The 13,013-nt window shown below is 60.2% G+C and carries 12 protein-coding genes; 7 read left to right on the forward strand and 5 right to left on the reverse strand.

Annotated elements, in window-relative coordinates; all coding sequences use genetic code 11:
• Positions 1-12 precede the first annotated feature (12 nt).
• Together HDF10_RS10000 and HDF10_RS10005 are read right to left on the reverse strand one after the other, a co-directional pair.
• Positions 13-393 carry a hypothetical protein gene (locus tag HDF10_RS10000; RefSeq protein ID WP_183812943.1) on the reverse strand — a complete coding sequence of 127 codons (381 nt, stop codon included), beginning with the start codon at positions 391-393 and terminating at the stop codon, positions 13-15.
• A gap of 20 nt (positions 394-413) precedes the next feature.
• The gene (locus HDF10_RS10005) at positions 414-1,118 is read right to left on the reverse strand and encodes a GNAT family N-acetyltransferase (RefSeq protein ID WP_183812945.1); all 705 of its coding nucleotides are present in this window, start codon (positions 1,116-1,118) and stop codon (positions 414-416) included.
• Positions 1,119-1,370: 252 nt separating this feature from the next.
• Here HDF10_RS10005 and HDF10_RS10010 point away from each other — a divergent pair, with 252 nt between their 5' ends.
• The 4 genes from HDF10_RS10010 to HDF10_RS10025 are packed head-to-tail and all read left to right on the forward strand — an operon-like array spanning position 1,371 to position 5,870.
• Entirely contained in the window at positions 1,371-2,645 is a 1,275-nt protein-coding gene (locus tag HDF10_RS10010) for a Fe-S-containing protein (RefSeq protein WP_183812947.1), read from the forward strand.
• 25 nt (positions 2,646-2,670) lie between these two features.
• Positions 2,671-3,981: an ABC transporter permease gene (locus HDF10_RS10015; protein ID WP_183812949.1), complete on the forward strand. Its 1,311-nt coding sequence runs from the start codon at positions 2,671-2,673 to the stop codon at positions 3,979-3,981.
• Positions 3,981-5,084, forward strand: coding sequence for an ABC transporter permease (locus HDF10_RS10020; protein WP_183812951.1), 1,104 nt, complete (start codon positions 3,981-3,983; stop codon positions 5,082-5,084). The genes HDF10_RS10015 and HDF10_RS10020 overlap by 1 nt, the downstream gene beginning before the upstream one ends.
• A 6-nt stretch (positions 5,085-5,090) precedes the next feature.
• Complete coding sequence (locus HDF10_RS10025; RefSeq protein WP_183812953.1) at positions 5,091-5,870, forward strand: ABC transporter ATP-binding protein; 780 nt, start codon at positions 5,091-5,093, stop codon at positions 5,868-5,870.
• Positions 5,871-6,207: 337 nt separating this feature from the next.
• Here HDF10_RS10025 and HDF10_RS10030 read toward each other — a convergent pair whose 3' ends face one another.
• Both HDF10_RS10030 and HDF10_RS10035 read right to left on the reverse strand, forming a co-directional pair.
• A complete protein-coding gene (locus HDF10_RS10030) occupies positions 6,208-7,065 on the reverse strand; it encodes an NAD(+)/NADH kinase (protein WP_183812955.1) in 858 nt (285 codons plus the stop codon).
• A 152-nt stretch (positions 7,066-7,217) separates the two neighbouring features.
• The gene (locus HDF10_RS10035; RefSeq protein WP_183812957.1) at positions 7,218-7,718 is read right to left on the reverse strand and encodes an ester cyclase; all 501 of its coding nucleotides are present in this window, start codon (positions 7,716-7,718) and stop codon (positions 7,218-7,220) included.
• A gap of 337 nt (positions 7,719-8,055) precedes the next feature.
• Between HDF10_RS10035 and HDF10_RS10040 the strand changes: the two genes are divergently transcribed.
• On the forward strand, positions 8,056-10,308 hold the full coding sequence (locus HDF10_RS10040; RefSeq protein ID WP_183812959.1) for an AsmA family protein: 2,253 nt from the start codon (positions 8,056-8,058) through the stop codon (positions 10,306-10,308).
• 170 nt (positions 10,309-10,478) lie between these two features.
• Here the strand turns inward: HDF10_RS10040 and HDF10_RS10045 are convergent, their stop codons facing one another.
• Positions 10,479-11,273 carry a TlyA family RNA methyltransferase gene (locus tag HDF10_RS10045; protein WP_183812961.1) on the reverse strand — a complete coding sequence of 265 codons (795 nt, stop codon included), beginning with the start codon at positions 11,271-11,273 and terminating at the stop codon, positions 10,479-10,481.
• Between the two features lie 234 nt (positions 11,274-11,507).
• Here HDF10_RS10045 and HDF10_RS10050 point away from each other — a divergent pair, with 234 nt between their 5' ends.
• Together HDF10_RS10050 and HDF10_RS10055 are read left to right on the forward strand one after the other, a co-directional pair.
• A complete protein-coding gene (locus HDF10_RS10050) occupies positions 11,508-12,074 on the forward strand; it encodes an RNA polymerase sigma factor (RefSeq protein ID WP_183812962.1) in 567 nt (188 codons plus the stop codon).
• Entirely contained in the window at positions 12,071-12,967 is an 897-nt protein-coding gene (locus HDF10_RS10055; RefSeq protein WP_183812963.1) for an anti-sigma factor, read from the forward strand. Before HDF10_RS10050 ends, HDF10_RS10055 begins: the two co-directional genes overlap by 4 nt.
• Positions 12,968-13,013: the final 46 nt, after the last annotated feature.

Below are 13,013 nucleotides of genomic sequence, written 5' to 3' on the forward strand. Positions count from 1 at the left end.
ACTTGCTTTGTCTTAGTCGAATCGACTGAGACGTTTGTACTCGTCGCGAACGAGCACGAGGATCAGTCCAAAGATGACGCCGAGGGTGTCTATCATAACGTCTGACCACTCCAACGGATTGTTGTAGATAACGTGCTCCAGAAACTCCAGAAGATATCCGAAGCAGACGACCATCGCGGCCAGGGCGAATCGAGACCAAAGCGAGATTACGCTGCTGACCAGCAGAAGAGTCAAGGTAAAAAAGGCGAGCACATGGCCCACGCGATGGTAGTGCCCGGTTGTGTGTAGCAGAAGCTTGTCGTGATTGGGCAGGAAGGACAGGACGCCAAGCAACACCATCGAGACGCAACCCAGAACAATGACTGCGGAGCGGCGCTTACGTTCTTCCAACATATCCTGATGGTCTCATTCCTCTACCCTTTGCGCGAAATACGATGAAGCAGGACTCTGCGGGCCTCGACGAATCCCATTCGAAGGTAGAGCTGGATGGCGCGATCGTTGCCGGCGCTGACGTGGAGCCAAGAGACCAGACCGTCGCGACGATGCCTTCTTACAAGATGCCAGATTAGATTTTCGGCATAGCCCTTGCCACGGTGGTCGGGGTGTGTGCAGATTCCGCTGATCTCAGGATAGCTCTTCGCAGGGCCGTCGAGTTTGAGTCGCTCGCCGCCCATCGCAATGAGTTGGCCTTCAGACCGCACCCCGAAGTATGAGCCCATCTCGCAGGTTCTGCTGCGAAAGAAGCCCGGAAATGCGAGGTCAGTGAGGGATACCATCTCGGGTGCCTCCCGGTTTGAGAGCGAGACGATCTCGACCGTCGCGGCAGGCGGCTCGATCTGCGCGGGAAGGACCATCTGGAGACACTCGAGCGTCTGTTCGAAGACGAGTTGCGTCGGATGGGGGTAGCTTTCGCCCGCAATCCAGACCGATTCGCCCGGCACCAGAAGAGAGTGAAGTTGCAGGAGTGCCGCTTCAGTCGGGGAGGCCACAGCGGCAAAGGGCGCGACATCCGGAGGATAGCGGCAGCCTTCCCCGGCTGAAATCGCGAAGTGCCGGTGCTTCGTGTGGAGGGCGGTCCAAACCGGATTTGCGAAGAGACTCTCGGGCAGATCGAACATTCTTATAGAGAATACGGCGTTCCACAGTTTCGACTGTATCTCCAGAGAGCCGGCGAGTGCGGGGGGCTTTCCCTGCGATTGTTACTGGCCCAAGAGAATCCCGGCTGATAATCGAGCGTCTTCGATTGACGACCAATTTAGTCCTTATTACACTAGATACTGGTACGAGGAGTTGATCCAGCCTCGTGGAGATGGGCTCGAGGCTGGCGGTTGTCAGCCTGCCGGAGCGCCGCCAGGGAAGAGAAAGACGTTATGTTGCAGGCATTTATCATTACGCTCCGCGAGGGGGTCGAAGCATCTCTGATCGTCGGCATCGTCTTCGCCTACCTCTCCAAGATTGGCAGGCCGGAGCTGAAGCGGACCGTCTTCTGGGCTCTGGGCTCAGCAATTGCTGCCAGCGTGGCAGGCGCAGTCGTGATCGCCCGGAGCCAGTTCAATACGGACATCTTCGAGGGCTGGGTGATGCTGGGCGCCGCCGCCTTCGTCATCAGCATGATCTGGTTCATGCACAAGACGGCCCGCACGATGAAGGGATCGATCGAGGAGAAGATCTCCCAGTACACTGGGTCTGAAGGCGCGTCGAAGGCGGGGCTGTTCTTCTTTGTGTTTCTGCTGGTCCTTCGCGAGGGCGTCGAGACGGTGTTGATTCTCTCGGCCGTCACCCTGAACTCGACCGAGCTGCTGAGCTTTACCGGAACGCTGTTGGGGATCGCAGTGGCGGTTGTGTTCGGTGTACTGTTCATTCGCGGCAGCGTGAAGATCAACCTGCAGCGATTCTTCCGCGTCACCACCGTCATCCTTTATTTCGTGGCGTTCCAACTTATCGTCAGCGGCCTGCATGAGCTAAGCGAGAATGGCGTGCTGCCGTCGAGCCCGACCGAGATGCGCTTGATCGGCCCCATCGTCCGCAACGATCTCTTCTTCTTCGTCACCATGCTGGCGTTAGCCGGACTGATGATGCTGTTGGAGTACAAGCGCCGCACACCCGCCGTGTTGAGCGCGAACGCGACCCCCGCTGACAAGCGCCGCGCCGAGTGGACCCAGCGCCGCGAGAAGATGTGGATGACCGCCGTCGTTGCGACGAGCTTCGTCTTCATCTTTCTCTCCACCGCGGAGTTCATCTATGCGAAGAGTTCTACCGCTCTCTCTCCAACCGCTGCGGTGACGCTGGTGGGTTCGCAGGTGACGCTGCCTACGGCTGATGTCAGCGACGACAAGCTGCATCGCTATGGCGTGCATCTCGACGACGGCAAGGGCGGCAACGTAGAGATTCGATTTCTGCTCTTCAAGAAGCCCGACGGGAACATCGTCTCGGTTGCTGATGCCTGTCAGATCTGCGGGCCGGTTGGCTTCTACATCGGCGACCAGGGGATCACCTGCAAGATGTGCGCTTCGCCTTTGAACGCATCTTCGATGGGGCAGAAGGGTGGCTGCAATCCCATCCCGTTGAAGTCGACCGTGGGTGGGGGCCAGCTGGTGATTCAGGCTGCGGATCTTCGCGAATTGGCTCCGGTCTTCGAACGATGAGGGCCAAACGATGAGGAATCGCTAAATGTTCTTTCGCCTCCTCATGGAGAGCTTTCGCAGGCAGCGCCGCCGCAAGATGCTGGCCGGTGTAGCGATCCTGCTTGGGACGACGGCCGTGACGGCGATGCTCGCACTGGCGACTACGATTGGCGATCGAATCCACAAAGAGCTTGCCGTGTATGGGGCGAACATCGTTGTCTATCCCAAGGCAGATCTGCTCGACGTGAAGGTCGGCGGTGTGGATCTCAAGCCTGCCTCAGGTGGCGCGTACCTGAAAGAGAGTGAGCTGGCGAAGCTTAAGACCATCTTCTGGGGAAACAACATCACCGGCGTCTCGCCGGAGTTGCCCGCGCTGATGGCGATTGCGCGAAAGGCTGGCGATCCGCTTATTGCTGTGAATGCCGTCGGATATTGGTTCGATCACGACTTCAATACTTTTAAGACCGGAGCACCGACTCTGCATCCGTGGTGGCGTCTCGAAGGATCATGGCCCATCCCCAGGAGCAATCCTGATAGCAGAAGCGTGGTGGTTGGGACAAATCTCGCGAAGAAACTTGGCCTGAAGATCGGCGACACCTTCGTCACGCAAGGGACACAGTCAGCGCCCTCCTCGCGACTGACTGCAATCGTTGCCGGCATCGTCACGACAGGCGGCGAAGAGGACAACGAGATTCTGCTTACGCTCCATGACGCGCAAGCCTACGTTGGCGCAAACGATGCCGTCCGCCGTGTCGAGGTAAGCGCACGGACCAAACCGGAGGATGCTTTTGCGCGGGTCGATCCTGATTCCCTGTCTCCGAAGCAGCGGGAGATCTGGTACTGCAGGCCTTATGCGAACTCGATTGCTTACCAGATTCGCGAGGCGATTCCTGGAGCGCAGGCGGAACAGGTGCGACGCGTGGAGCAGAGTGAAGGCAATGTGCTGAAGCGGATCAGCGGGCTGATGTGGTTGATCAGCGCTGCGGCTCTGCTGGCCGCGGGGTTTGCGGTGAGCGCGGCGATGGCGACTGCGATTCTTGAGCGGCGTGGGGAGATTGGCCTGATGCGGTCGCTGGGTGCGAGTAAAGGCTCAATTGCTCTGTTGTTCTATGCGGAGGCGGGTCTGCTCGCCCTGATCGCGGGAACGATCGGCTATCTGCTTGGCTCGGGGCTTGCAGCGTGGCTCGGCGCGAGGATCTTTGCCGGTGACGGCGTTGCGGCGGAGGCTGTGTTGATTCCGGTCCTGCTGCCGGTTGTCGTCGCGCTGGCACTGGTGGTCGCGATTGCGGGAAGTTCGCCCTCAATCCGGACAGCTCTGCGCATGGATCCCTCGACGATCCTGAGGGAAGATGCCTGATGGTGAAGCTGAGCCTCGTCGGAATGTTGCGTCGGTCGCTGGTGCATCGCAGGGCGCGGAGCATCTCGGCGTTGGTTGCGATGACGGTATCGGCTGGTGTGGCAACAGCGCTTCTGACGCTCTACGCGGATCTCGACGCCAAGTTGCATAAGGAGTTTCGCAGCTTCGGCGCGAACATTGTCCTCTCTGCTCCGGCTTCGGCGCCTCTGCCCACCAATGCTCTGGCCCGCGTGCAGGAGGCTGCGGGGCCTGATGCGTTGGCCGCAGAGTTTGCCTATGCCGTGGCGACGACCGATACTGGAACGCCGGTAGTTGTGGCAGGAACAGACTTTGCTGCGGTCAGGCGGCTGGACTCGTGGTGGCAGGTACAGTCATGGCCTGATGCCACAGCCACGGACGCTGCGTTGCTTGGTCAAAGGGCAGCGCAGTTCATTGGGAATGAACACGCGGTTGCTCTGACCTTCGCAGGACACTCCATCACGCTGAATGGAGCCGGACGAATCAAGACCGGTGGCGATGAAGACAGTCGCATTTACATGCCGCTTGCCGCCTTCACCGCGTGGGCAGGAGTTGGGCCAAGCGTGATTGAGCTGCAAGTGCCGGGAGGCGCGGCGAAGGTCGAGGCAACCATGGCGCGTCTTCGGCAGGAGTTTCCCGAGATGCAGGTGCAGCCCGTGCGGCAGCTGGTCGAGGGAGAGTCGAAGATCGTCGACCGCACGCACGCGCTGATGTATGGAGCAGTGCTGCTGATTGCGCTGACGGTGGCGGTGAGTGTGTTGGCGACGCTCTCAGCGAGCGTGCTCGAACGACGACGGGACTTCGCTTTGATGAAGGCGCTGGGCGGATCGCAGATGCAGTTGATGGGAATGTTTTTGCTGGAGGCTTTGGTGCTGGCGCTTGCAGGTGTGGCGGTGGGCTTTGTCGTGGGGTCGGCTGCGGCGTGGGCTATCAGCGAGGGGAACTTTCATACTGCCACATTGCCGCGGCCGTCGGTGCTGCCTCTGGTCTTGCTGCTGAATGTTGCAATTGCCGCGATGGCAGCGTTATTCCCTGCCCGGGTGCTGCGCGGGCTGCAGCCGGCTGCGCTGCTGAAGGGGGAGTGAGAAGATATGACTGTGAGCGAAGTGAAGGTAGTGACGGGACCGCTGGCTGATCCAACCGGAAGCACGCGGGACGACTGCGCCGTGATCGCGCTGAAGCACGTGACCCGCGAGTACGCCGGGCATGGCGGAGTAGTGCGTGCGCTTGGGGATGCCACCTTTTCGATCGTCGCCGGGGAGTGGGTCGCGATCACAGGGCCCTCGGGTTCGGGCAAGAGTACGCTGGTCAATCTCATTGGCTGCCTCGACCGGCCAACGGCGGGTGAGTTGAAGATCGACAACGTCGATACTGCGTCGATGAGTGCCACGGAGCTTGATCGATTTCGCGCGGACAAGATCGGCTTCATCTTTCAGCAGTTCCATCTCATCCCTTACCTGTCGGCTCTTGAAAACGTAATGCTGGCGCAGTACTTTCACTCGATGACGGATGAGGCTGAGGCGCGGGCGGCGCTGGTGCGGGTGGGGCTGGGCGACCGGGTCTCGCATGTGCCTAGTGAGCTGTCAGGCGGCGAGCAGCAGCGGGTCTGCATTGCGCGGGCGCTGATCAACAATCCGCCGATTTTGCTGGCGGATGAGCCGACTGGGAATCTGGATGCGGCTAACCAGAAGATTGTGGCAGAGCTGCTGCAGGATCTGCATAGGAATGGTCACACGATTGTGATGGTGACGCATGATCCGGAGATGGCGGGACTGGCGCAGCGAAGGATCGCGCTGAGCCATGGGCAGGTCTTCTGCCACCCCGTCAGTGGGCCGATGGTCACTTTGCGGCGGTCGACGGACCGTTTGTAACTGGATTTTTTATTTTTGTGGTGGATGTGTGTTTTTGCTGGGGGTTTTGGCGAAAACACGTGTTTTGGTGTGGTGTTTTGGTGGTGTGGTTGTGGTGGATTGCGTGGCTGATGTGGTGTTTCAGCAGTCACTTTTTGGGGTCTGAAAAATACGCCAACTTTTTCAACATTATTTTTGGGCTCGCTGCGCTGCTTGGTGTCCTGCCGGACGGGCCCACTACGCGTGGAGCGGTCACTTCGTGACTTGTATACCTTTTCCGGGTGGGTTGGGGCTTTGGTCCTCCCGTTGGTCGGAGGAGGGACCCTGATGCCGACCATCAGGAGGCCCGCACGAAGTGCTAGCGCTCGCCCCACTTTAGTTTGGAGCGGAGGACGCTGAAGAGGCCGTTCGGACTGTGGCGGAGGAGGCGGACCGCAGCCTCCGAACGCTGGCAGTGGACCAGGTCGCCTAGCTTGAGCTGGACTGCTTCCTGGCCGTCGACGGTGAGGTAGATCTCGTTGGGGACGCCTACGACTTCGACGCTGACGGTGGAGTCTCCGGGAACGACGATGGGGCGAATGGTGAGCAGGTGGGGACAGATAGGAGTGACCAGCATGGCGTTGACGCTGGGCATGACAATAGGCCCGTCGGCAGCGAGGTTGTAGGCGGTCGAGCCGGTGGGAGTGGAGACGATGATGCCGTCGGCGCGGAAGGTGGCGACGGCCTGTTGGTCGATCTCGACCGAGAAGTCGCCCATACGGGCGATGGTTCCTTTGGCGACTACGACGTCGTTGAGGGCATCCCACTGCTTGACGATCTGGCCGTCGCGGATGATCTCGGCTCGCATCATGCTGCGAACCTCGATCTCGGCGCAGTTGTCGCACCAGGCTTCGAGGGTGGTGTAAAGCTCGGAGAGGGGGATCTCGGTGAGGAAGCCGAGGGAGCCGAGGTTGACGCTGAGGATGGGGGTGGTGGTGCGGGCGAAGGCGCGGGCTGCGGCGAGGAGGGTGCCGTCGCCACCGAGGACGATGACGAGATTTGGCCTGTGGTTGGGGAGGTCTACGCGGGCGATGGGGTTGACGCCCGAGACGTAGGCGGCACTGTCGGGGTCGAGCAGGTAGTGGTAGTTGCGAGCTTCGAGCCACGCAATGAGATCGCGGAGGATCCCGGCGAGTTCCGGCTTCTGAGGCTTGGAGATAATGGCGGCCTGGAGCATTGATCTTTAGTGTAACTGCATGCAGGCAATCATTCGAAGTCGTTGTCTTAGTGAGATCGGGTGCGAGTGGGGACGGATGAGCCTGTTACGAAACTCGCTGCTGCCACAACTTCTTCGGACTGTACAGCGAAGTGTTATGGCTGCTACTGCTACTACTTACCCGTGGCGGGTGACATCAACTGCTGCATGAGACTCTGACTATCCGGAAATCCCCACTGCTCCACAATCTTTCCAGCGACGACTTTGTAGATGGCAGCCTCATGGATGGTCACTTTTTGGCCGTTAGGGGCCATACCTGCGAACTCGCCTCGCTGGGTTCCAGTCGATGTAAACCGGATTACGACGCGGTCACCCTCGGCAATGATGTCGTCTACCTTCTCGTTCCAGTCGGGGAATGCGGCTCGATGGCCTGATACCTCACCCTTGATACCCTGTATTCCTTTCCACTCGGTTCCCCCGACAAAGTGGCAGATAAAGTCAGCGGAATACAACTCATCTGCCACGGCGAGGTTGCCCCTGCTCCACAGCTCGGCCTCGGATCGGAGGATGATTTCTTTATTGTCGGACAAAGTGGAATTCGGCCGAGTGGAGCAGCCCACGAGGCTTGCTGCGATGAAGATGAAGGTGATGCAGGGCACAAGACGAGTCTTCATGAAACGTGATTATAGAGAGTTTCGTAGCAGCCTCGGATTAACCCGCCAGGGTTTGAAAGCCGGTCGCTGGCGAGAGCAGCGCAACCTTGACGGGGTATTGCAGGACGATGCAGCGCGTGTATTCGCTGAGCTGTGACGACGGGCCGTTAGACTGAACCTGATACCGGCCGCCGGCTGCATCTCAGACAGAAGGCGGCACACGAGTTCCCTGCTGCTGATATAAGTTCAGTCTGAGCCTGGAAATGGCTTGGCTGCTCGGGCCTCAGTTGCAAGTTGCGTGCAACATCGATTTTGGCGGTGGCATCTCAATTAGATACGGTACGGACGAGGTGATGGCATGGGAAAACCGGCACGGTTGGTCCTGATTGCGGTGGGTGCTGTTCTGGCGCTGATCGTCCTTGCGGCTGTTTGTGTGCCGCTGTTCCTCAACACGGATAGCTTCAAGGCAAAGATCGAATCGACGCTGACGAAGTCGCTGGGACGGCAGGTGACGATCGGGAAGGTGAATCTGTCGGTGCTGTCGGGCAGCCTGGTGGCGGAGAATGCGGTGGTTGCGGACGATCCGCGGTTCAGCACGCAGCCGTTTATCCAGGCCGATAAGGTGAAGATCGGGGTGGAGATCCTTCCTCTGATCTTCAGCAAGCAGGTGGTCATTCGCGGGTTTTCGATGCAGTCGCCGAAGATACAACTGCTGCGGGCGGCCAATGGAACCTGGAACTACTCCACGATTGGAACGGGCGGCCAGCAGACGCAGAGTGAGGAGACCAAGCAGGCGTTTCCGAACCTGACTGTGGGCGAGGTGAACGTGGAGAACGGTCGGATTAGCGTCGGCGCCGGACCGGGAACGACCGGGGTGGGGACTGGGCCGATTCGCGTGTATGAAAACGTGAATTTGAAGGTGAGGGACTTTTCTTTTGCGAAGGCGTTTCCGTTTGAGGCTTCGGCGAATCTGCCTGCGGGGGGATCGGTCGCCTTGAAGGGATCGGCTGGGCCGTTCAACCAGACGGATGCTTCGTTGACACCGTTTTCAGGAAATCTTGAGATCAAGCATCTCGATCCGCTGGCTGCGGGGTTTGTGGATGCTTCGGATGGCGTTACCGGCACGATCGACGCCATGGTGCTGGATGCGGCGTGGAGCGGGACGCAGATGCATGTGACCAAGCTGCTGGTGGATACGCCGAAGCTGACGCTGGTGCAGAGCAATGGGCCGAAGCCGCCGAAGCCGGTAAAGGCGAATGCGGAGGGGTCGTCGATGCTGGATAACCTCACGGTGGATGATGCGCAGGTGAAGAACGGAACGATTACGCTGACGACGGCGGGCAAGCCAGGCAGTGCGGTGTACAGCCAGGTGAATGCCCAGGTGACGAACGTCTCTCCGAAGAGCGCTTCGCCGTTCAACTTGAGCGGGCAGTTGCCGAATGGTGGAAGCGTGAGCGCGAATGGTACGGCCGGACCGTTCAACCAGGCGAACAATGCGAGCACTCCCGTGAATGGGCAGGTGACGTTGAAGCATGTTGAGATTGGGACGGCGGGAGTGCTGCCGCCGGATGCGGGGATCAGCGGCGTGGCCGATATGCAGGCGAAGATTCAGTCGAATGGGCAGACTTTGAATGCGCAGGGAGCGGCGACGGTTGTGGGGATCAAGCTGGCGAAGGACGGTGTGCCATCGCCGAAGCCGGTGCAGTTGCAGTTCACGCTGACGCAGAATGAGCAGGCGATGAACGGCGTGGTGCAGCAGGCGGTGGTGACGATTGGCAGCGCGGTGATCAATCTGTCGGGGACGTATCAGACGAGCGGGCCTTCGACGGCGCTCAATATGAAGGTGGTCGGAAACGCTGTTTCGATCAATGAGCTGGAGGCGTTTTTGCCGTCAGTTGGAGTGCATCTGCCGACAGGCTCGCGGCTGCAGGGAGGGACGCTGACGACGGCGCTGGCGGTGACGGGGACCTCGGCTGCTCCTGTGATCAGCGGGCCGGTGAAGATTAACAACACGCAGCTTGCGGGGTTTGATCTGGGATCGAAGCTGCAGACGCTGTCGTCGCTTACGGGCGGGAGGATTGGTTCTTCTACGGGATCGGGGACGACGATTCGCTCTTTGAGTATGAATGTGCGCGAAGAGGGCGGAAATATTCGGACGGATAATATTGCGCTGGATGTTGCTGGAGTGGGGACGGCGACCGGTGCGGGGAGTGTGAGTGCCGGTGGAGCGCTGAACTACAACGTGGTGCTGAAGCTGACGGGCTTGTCGGGTGGTGGGGGTGGGACGCAGCAGGCCAGCTCTGGCGGAGGCGTGGCCGGGCTGGCTGGGGCGCTGGGCGGGTTTATTCCGGGCGGCGGTGCTGCTGGTGGTGCGCTGGGTGGGCTGGGGGGGCTTGCCGGAGGAGTGCTGAAGTCGGGGATTCCTGTGGCGATTGGCGGGACTACTAGCAATCCTACGTTCAGCCCGAATCTTGCAGGGCTGGTTGGGGGAGTGGGAGTTGGTGCGGCGAAGGGCTTGCTTGGCGGGCAGCTTGGCGGGCAGCAGAAGGGTGGGAAGACGCCGCCGAATCCCCTCGGCAATGCGCTGGGTGGTTTGCTTGGGAAGCATTGATGGATGCTATGTCCTGCCGGACGGGCGCCCTGCGCGTGGCCACCCCACAAACGAAGACCTGTTTGTGGGGACCCGGTTCGCGGCGGTCACTTCGTGACTTGTATACCCCTTCGGTTGGCGCTCCCGTTGGTCGCGAGCCAGCTTTCCGACCAGCTAGAGGTCGGTACAGCCTAGAGGAAGCGTGCGTGGAGGAGGTACTCGTGGTTGCCTTCCATGCCGAGGATGGGAGAGTCGATGAGGTCGAGGTCAGTGCCGTGCTGCTCGATGACGGAGTCGCGGACGCGCTCGATGGCGGCTTGACGCGCGTCGGGGTCTCGAACGATGCCTCCTTTGCCGATGTTGGCGCGGCCAGCTTCGAACTGCGGCTTGACGAGAATGATGGTGGTTCCTTGCCAGGGCTGATCGGGCGTGCTGAGAGCTGCGAGGACAGCGGGGAGAACGAGGGTCGCAGAGATGAAGGAGACGTCCATGGCGAGGAAGGCTGGGGTGGGGGTGTGAGGGATGAGGAGCTCGCCGTGGGTGAGGAGGCGGGCGTTGGTGCGCTCGCGGAGGGTGACGCGGGGATCGTCGCGAAGCTTGTGGGCGATCTGGCCGTAGCCGGTGTCGACGGCGAGTACGGACGCTGCGCCGGACTGGAGCATGCAGTCGGTGAATCCTCCGGTGGAGGCGCCGATGTCGACGCAGGGGAGGTTGGTGAGGTTGATGGACCAGTGTGCGAGGGCGCGCTCGAGTTTGAGGCCGCCGCGGCTGACGTATTTGAGATCGGAGCCGAGGAGGCGGATGACGGCGTCGGAGGAGATGGAGGTACCTGGCTTGTCAATGCGCTGCTCGTCGACGAGGACGCGGCCAGCGAGGATGAGGGCCTGGGCGCGTTCGCGGGAGGCGGCGTGGCCTTGATCGACGAGAAGCTTGTCGATGCGGGACTTTGGTGACTTGTTGCGCTGGAGAGGTGTGGGGTCGCTCATATTCGGGTCTGCTGGGTTAATCGTGAGGAACAAGGATTGTTGATTTTCTTTATGAAAATGAAATTGCTTATTCGATACGGGAGGTGATGAAGGGCTGCCACAGGGCGATTTTTCGGGTAAAGTAGCTCTGGTGTGCACTGGATGAAGTAACTTGTTTGAGGTTACATGGGGTTGCCTGAGGGAACCTAAATACTTGGCGTTTTTTGCAATCTGCAACTGTAGTGGGTGCGTTTTATGTATAGAGAAACGGGACTCGTGAATTCACCACCACCCTCGGGGCAGGACGACGCTGTTCTGCTTGGCCATGTGCAGAGGGGGGACGAGTACGCCATGGCGGCGCTGTTCGACCGCTATTCGAAGGTTGTGTACTCGGTGGCCCTTCGGGTTCTCCGCGACCCGGCCGCGGCGGAGGACGTGCTCCAGGAAATCTTCATGCAGATCTGGCGTAATCCTGATGGCTTTGTAGCGACTCGCGGTAGCCTTGGCGGCTGGCTCGCTGTGGTTTCGAGGAATCGGTCGATCGATGCGCTGCGTAGAAAGCGCCCGATGGAATCGGTCGACGATATGGCGTTGGCTTCGAACTACAACCTTGCGAACGAAGCGGAACGAAATAGTTTGATGGAGAAGGCACGGGGTGTGATCAATCTGCTGCCGGTGGAGCAGCGTAAGACTCTGGAGATGGCGTTTTTTGATGGACTGACGCACTCCGAGATCGCGGAGATGACGGGCGATCCGCTAGGTACGGTCAAGACGAGAATCCGCAGCGCGCTCACCTCGCTGAGAAAGGCGTTCCCAGCATGAGCGAGCCACGGCGTATCACATCGGAAGATCTGGCGTTGTTTGCCATGCAGTTGCTTCCTGCGGAAGAGATGGCGGAGATTGCCGCTTATGTGGAGCGGTCTGAGGACGCTCGGCGAGAGTTGGCCGAGATTCAAGGCGACCTTGCAATGTACGCCCATACGGTGGAGATGCAATCGCCGTCTGCGGAGGCTCGGGATCGGCTGATGAAGCAGGTCGGGCGTGAGAAGAAGGCGACTCCGATCGATCGTCCTGTTGAGCCTGCCGCTGTTGCCAGTGCGAGTGCGAGCGTGGCTGCGAATGATGAATTTGGAAGTGCGGCGGGAAGCCTCTACTCGACGGAGGAACCACCGAAGCCGGGGGTTGCCGGAAGGGTGCTGCCGTGGGTCGGCTGGGCGGTTGCTGCTGGTCTGGCTGTGGCGGCTGGCTCTCTCTACAAAGAGCGCGAGACGCTTCGCAGCGCGGTGACGGACCAGAGCAGCAGGATCGATCATCTGACCGCGGATGCAGCGGCGGCGCGCCAGGTTCTGGATGCGATGACCGACAGCTCCGCGCTGAGGGTGACATTGAACGTGAAGGGTGCGCCACCGGCTGTTCCACAGGGCAGAGCGACCTATGTCGCTAGTAAGGGGACGCTGATCTTCCTGGCGACGAACCTGGAGCCGCTGCAGCCCTCGAAGACGTATGAGCTTTGGCTGATTCCGGCGGGCGCAGGACAGAATCCGATTCCGGCGGGTACGTTCCGTCCGGATGCGCGCGGGAACGCTAGTGTGATTATGCCGACGCTGCCTAAAGGGGTCGAGGCAAAGGCGTTCGGTGTGACCGTGGAGGATGAAGGTGGCGCGACGACACCGACTCTGCCGATTGTCCTGGTTGGAGCTGCTGCTGGAGAGTAACTCTAGAGCGTCAGATCAAATGTAGCGGAAGAAGCCATCCTTTGCA

It is taken from the genome of Tunturiibacter empetritectus, from assembly GCF_014201375.1.
GTDB classification, from domain to species: domain Bacteria; phylum Acidobacteriota; class Terriglobia; order Terriglobales; family Acidobacteriaceae; genus Edaphobacter; species Edaphobacter lichenicola_D.

Coding starts and splice junctions, on each gene's coding strand:
- HDF10_RS10045 (WP_183812961.1), bottom strand. CDS start 11,273: ATGAGCGACCCCACACCTCTCCAGCGCAACAAGTCACCAAAGTCCCGC.
- HDF10_RS10050 (WP_183812962.1), top strand. CDS start 11,508: ATGTATAGAGAAACGGGACTCGTGAATTCACCACCACCCTCGGGGCAG.
- HDF10_RS10040 (WP_183812959.1), top strand. CDS start 8,056: ATGGGAAAACCGGCACGGTTGGTCCTGATTGCGGTGGGTGCTGTTCTG.
- HDF10_RS10015 (WP_183812949.1), top strand. CDS start 2,671: ATGTTCTTTCGCCTCCTCATGGAGAGCTTTCGCAGGCAGCGCCGCCGC.
- HDF10_RS10030 (WP_183812955.1), bottom strand. CDS start 7,065: ATGCTCCAGGCCGCCATTATCTCCAAGCCTCAGAAGCCGGAACTCGCC.
- HDF10_RS10035 (WP_183812957.1), bottom strand. CDS start 7,718: ATGAAGACTCGTCTTGTGCCCTGCATCACCTTCATCTTCATCGCAGCA.
- HDF10_RS10000 (WP_183812943.1), bottom strand. CDS start 393: ATGTTGGAAGAACGTAAGCGCCGCTCCGCAGTCATTGTTCTGGGTTGC.
- HDF10_RS10010 (WP_183812947.1), top strand. CDS start 1,371: ATGTTGCAGGCATTTATCATTACGCTCCGCGAGGGGGTCGAAGCATCT.
- HDF10_RS10025 (WP_183812953.1), top strand. CDS start 5,091: ATGACTGTGAGCGAAGTGAAGGTAGTGACGGGACCGCTGGCTGATCCA.
- HDF10_RS10005 (WP_183812945.1), bottom strand. CDS start 1,118: ATGTTCGATCTGCCCGAGAGTCTCTTCGCAAATCCGGTTTGGACCGCC.
- HDF10_RS10055 (WP_183812963.1), top strand. CDS start 12,071: ATGAGCGAGCCACGGCGTATCACATCGGAAGATCTGGCGTTGTTTGCC.
- HDF10_RS10020 (WP_183812951.1), top strand. CDS start 3,981: ATGGTGAAGCTGAGCCTCGTCGGAATGTTGCGTCGGTCGCTGGTGCAT.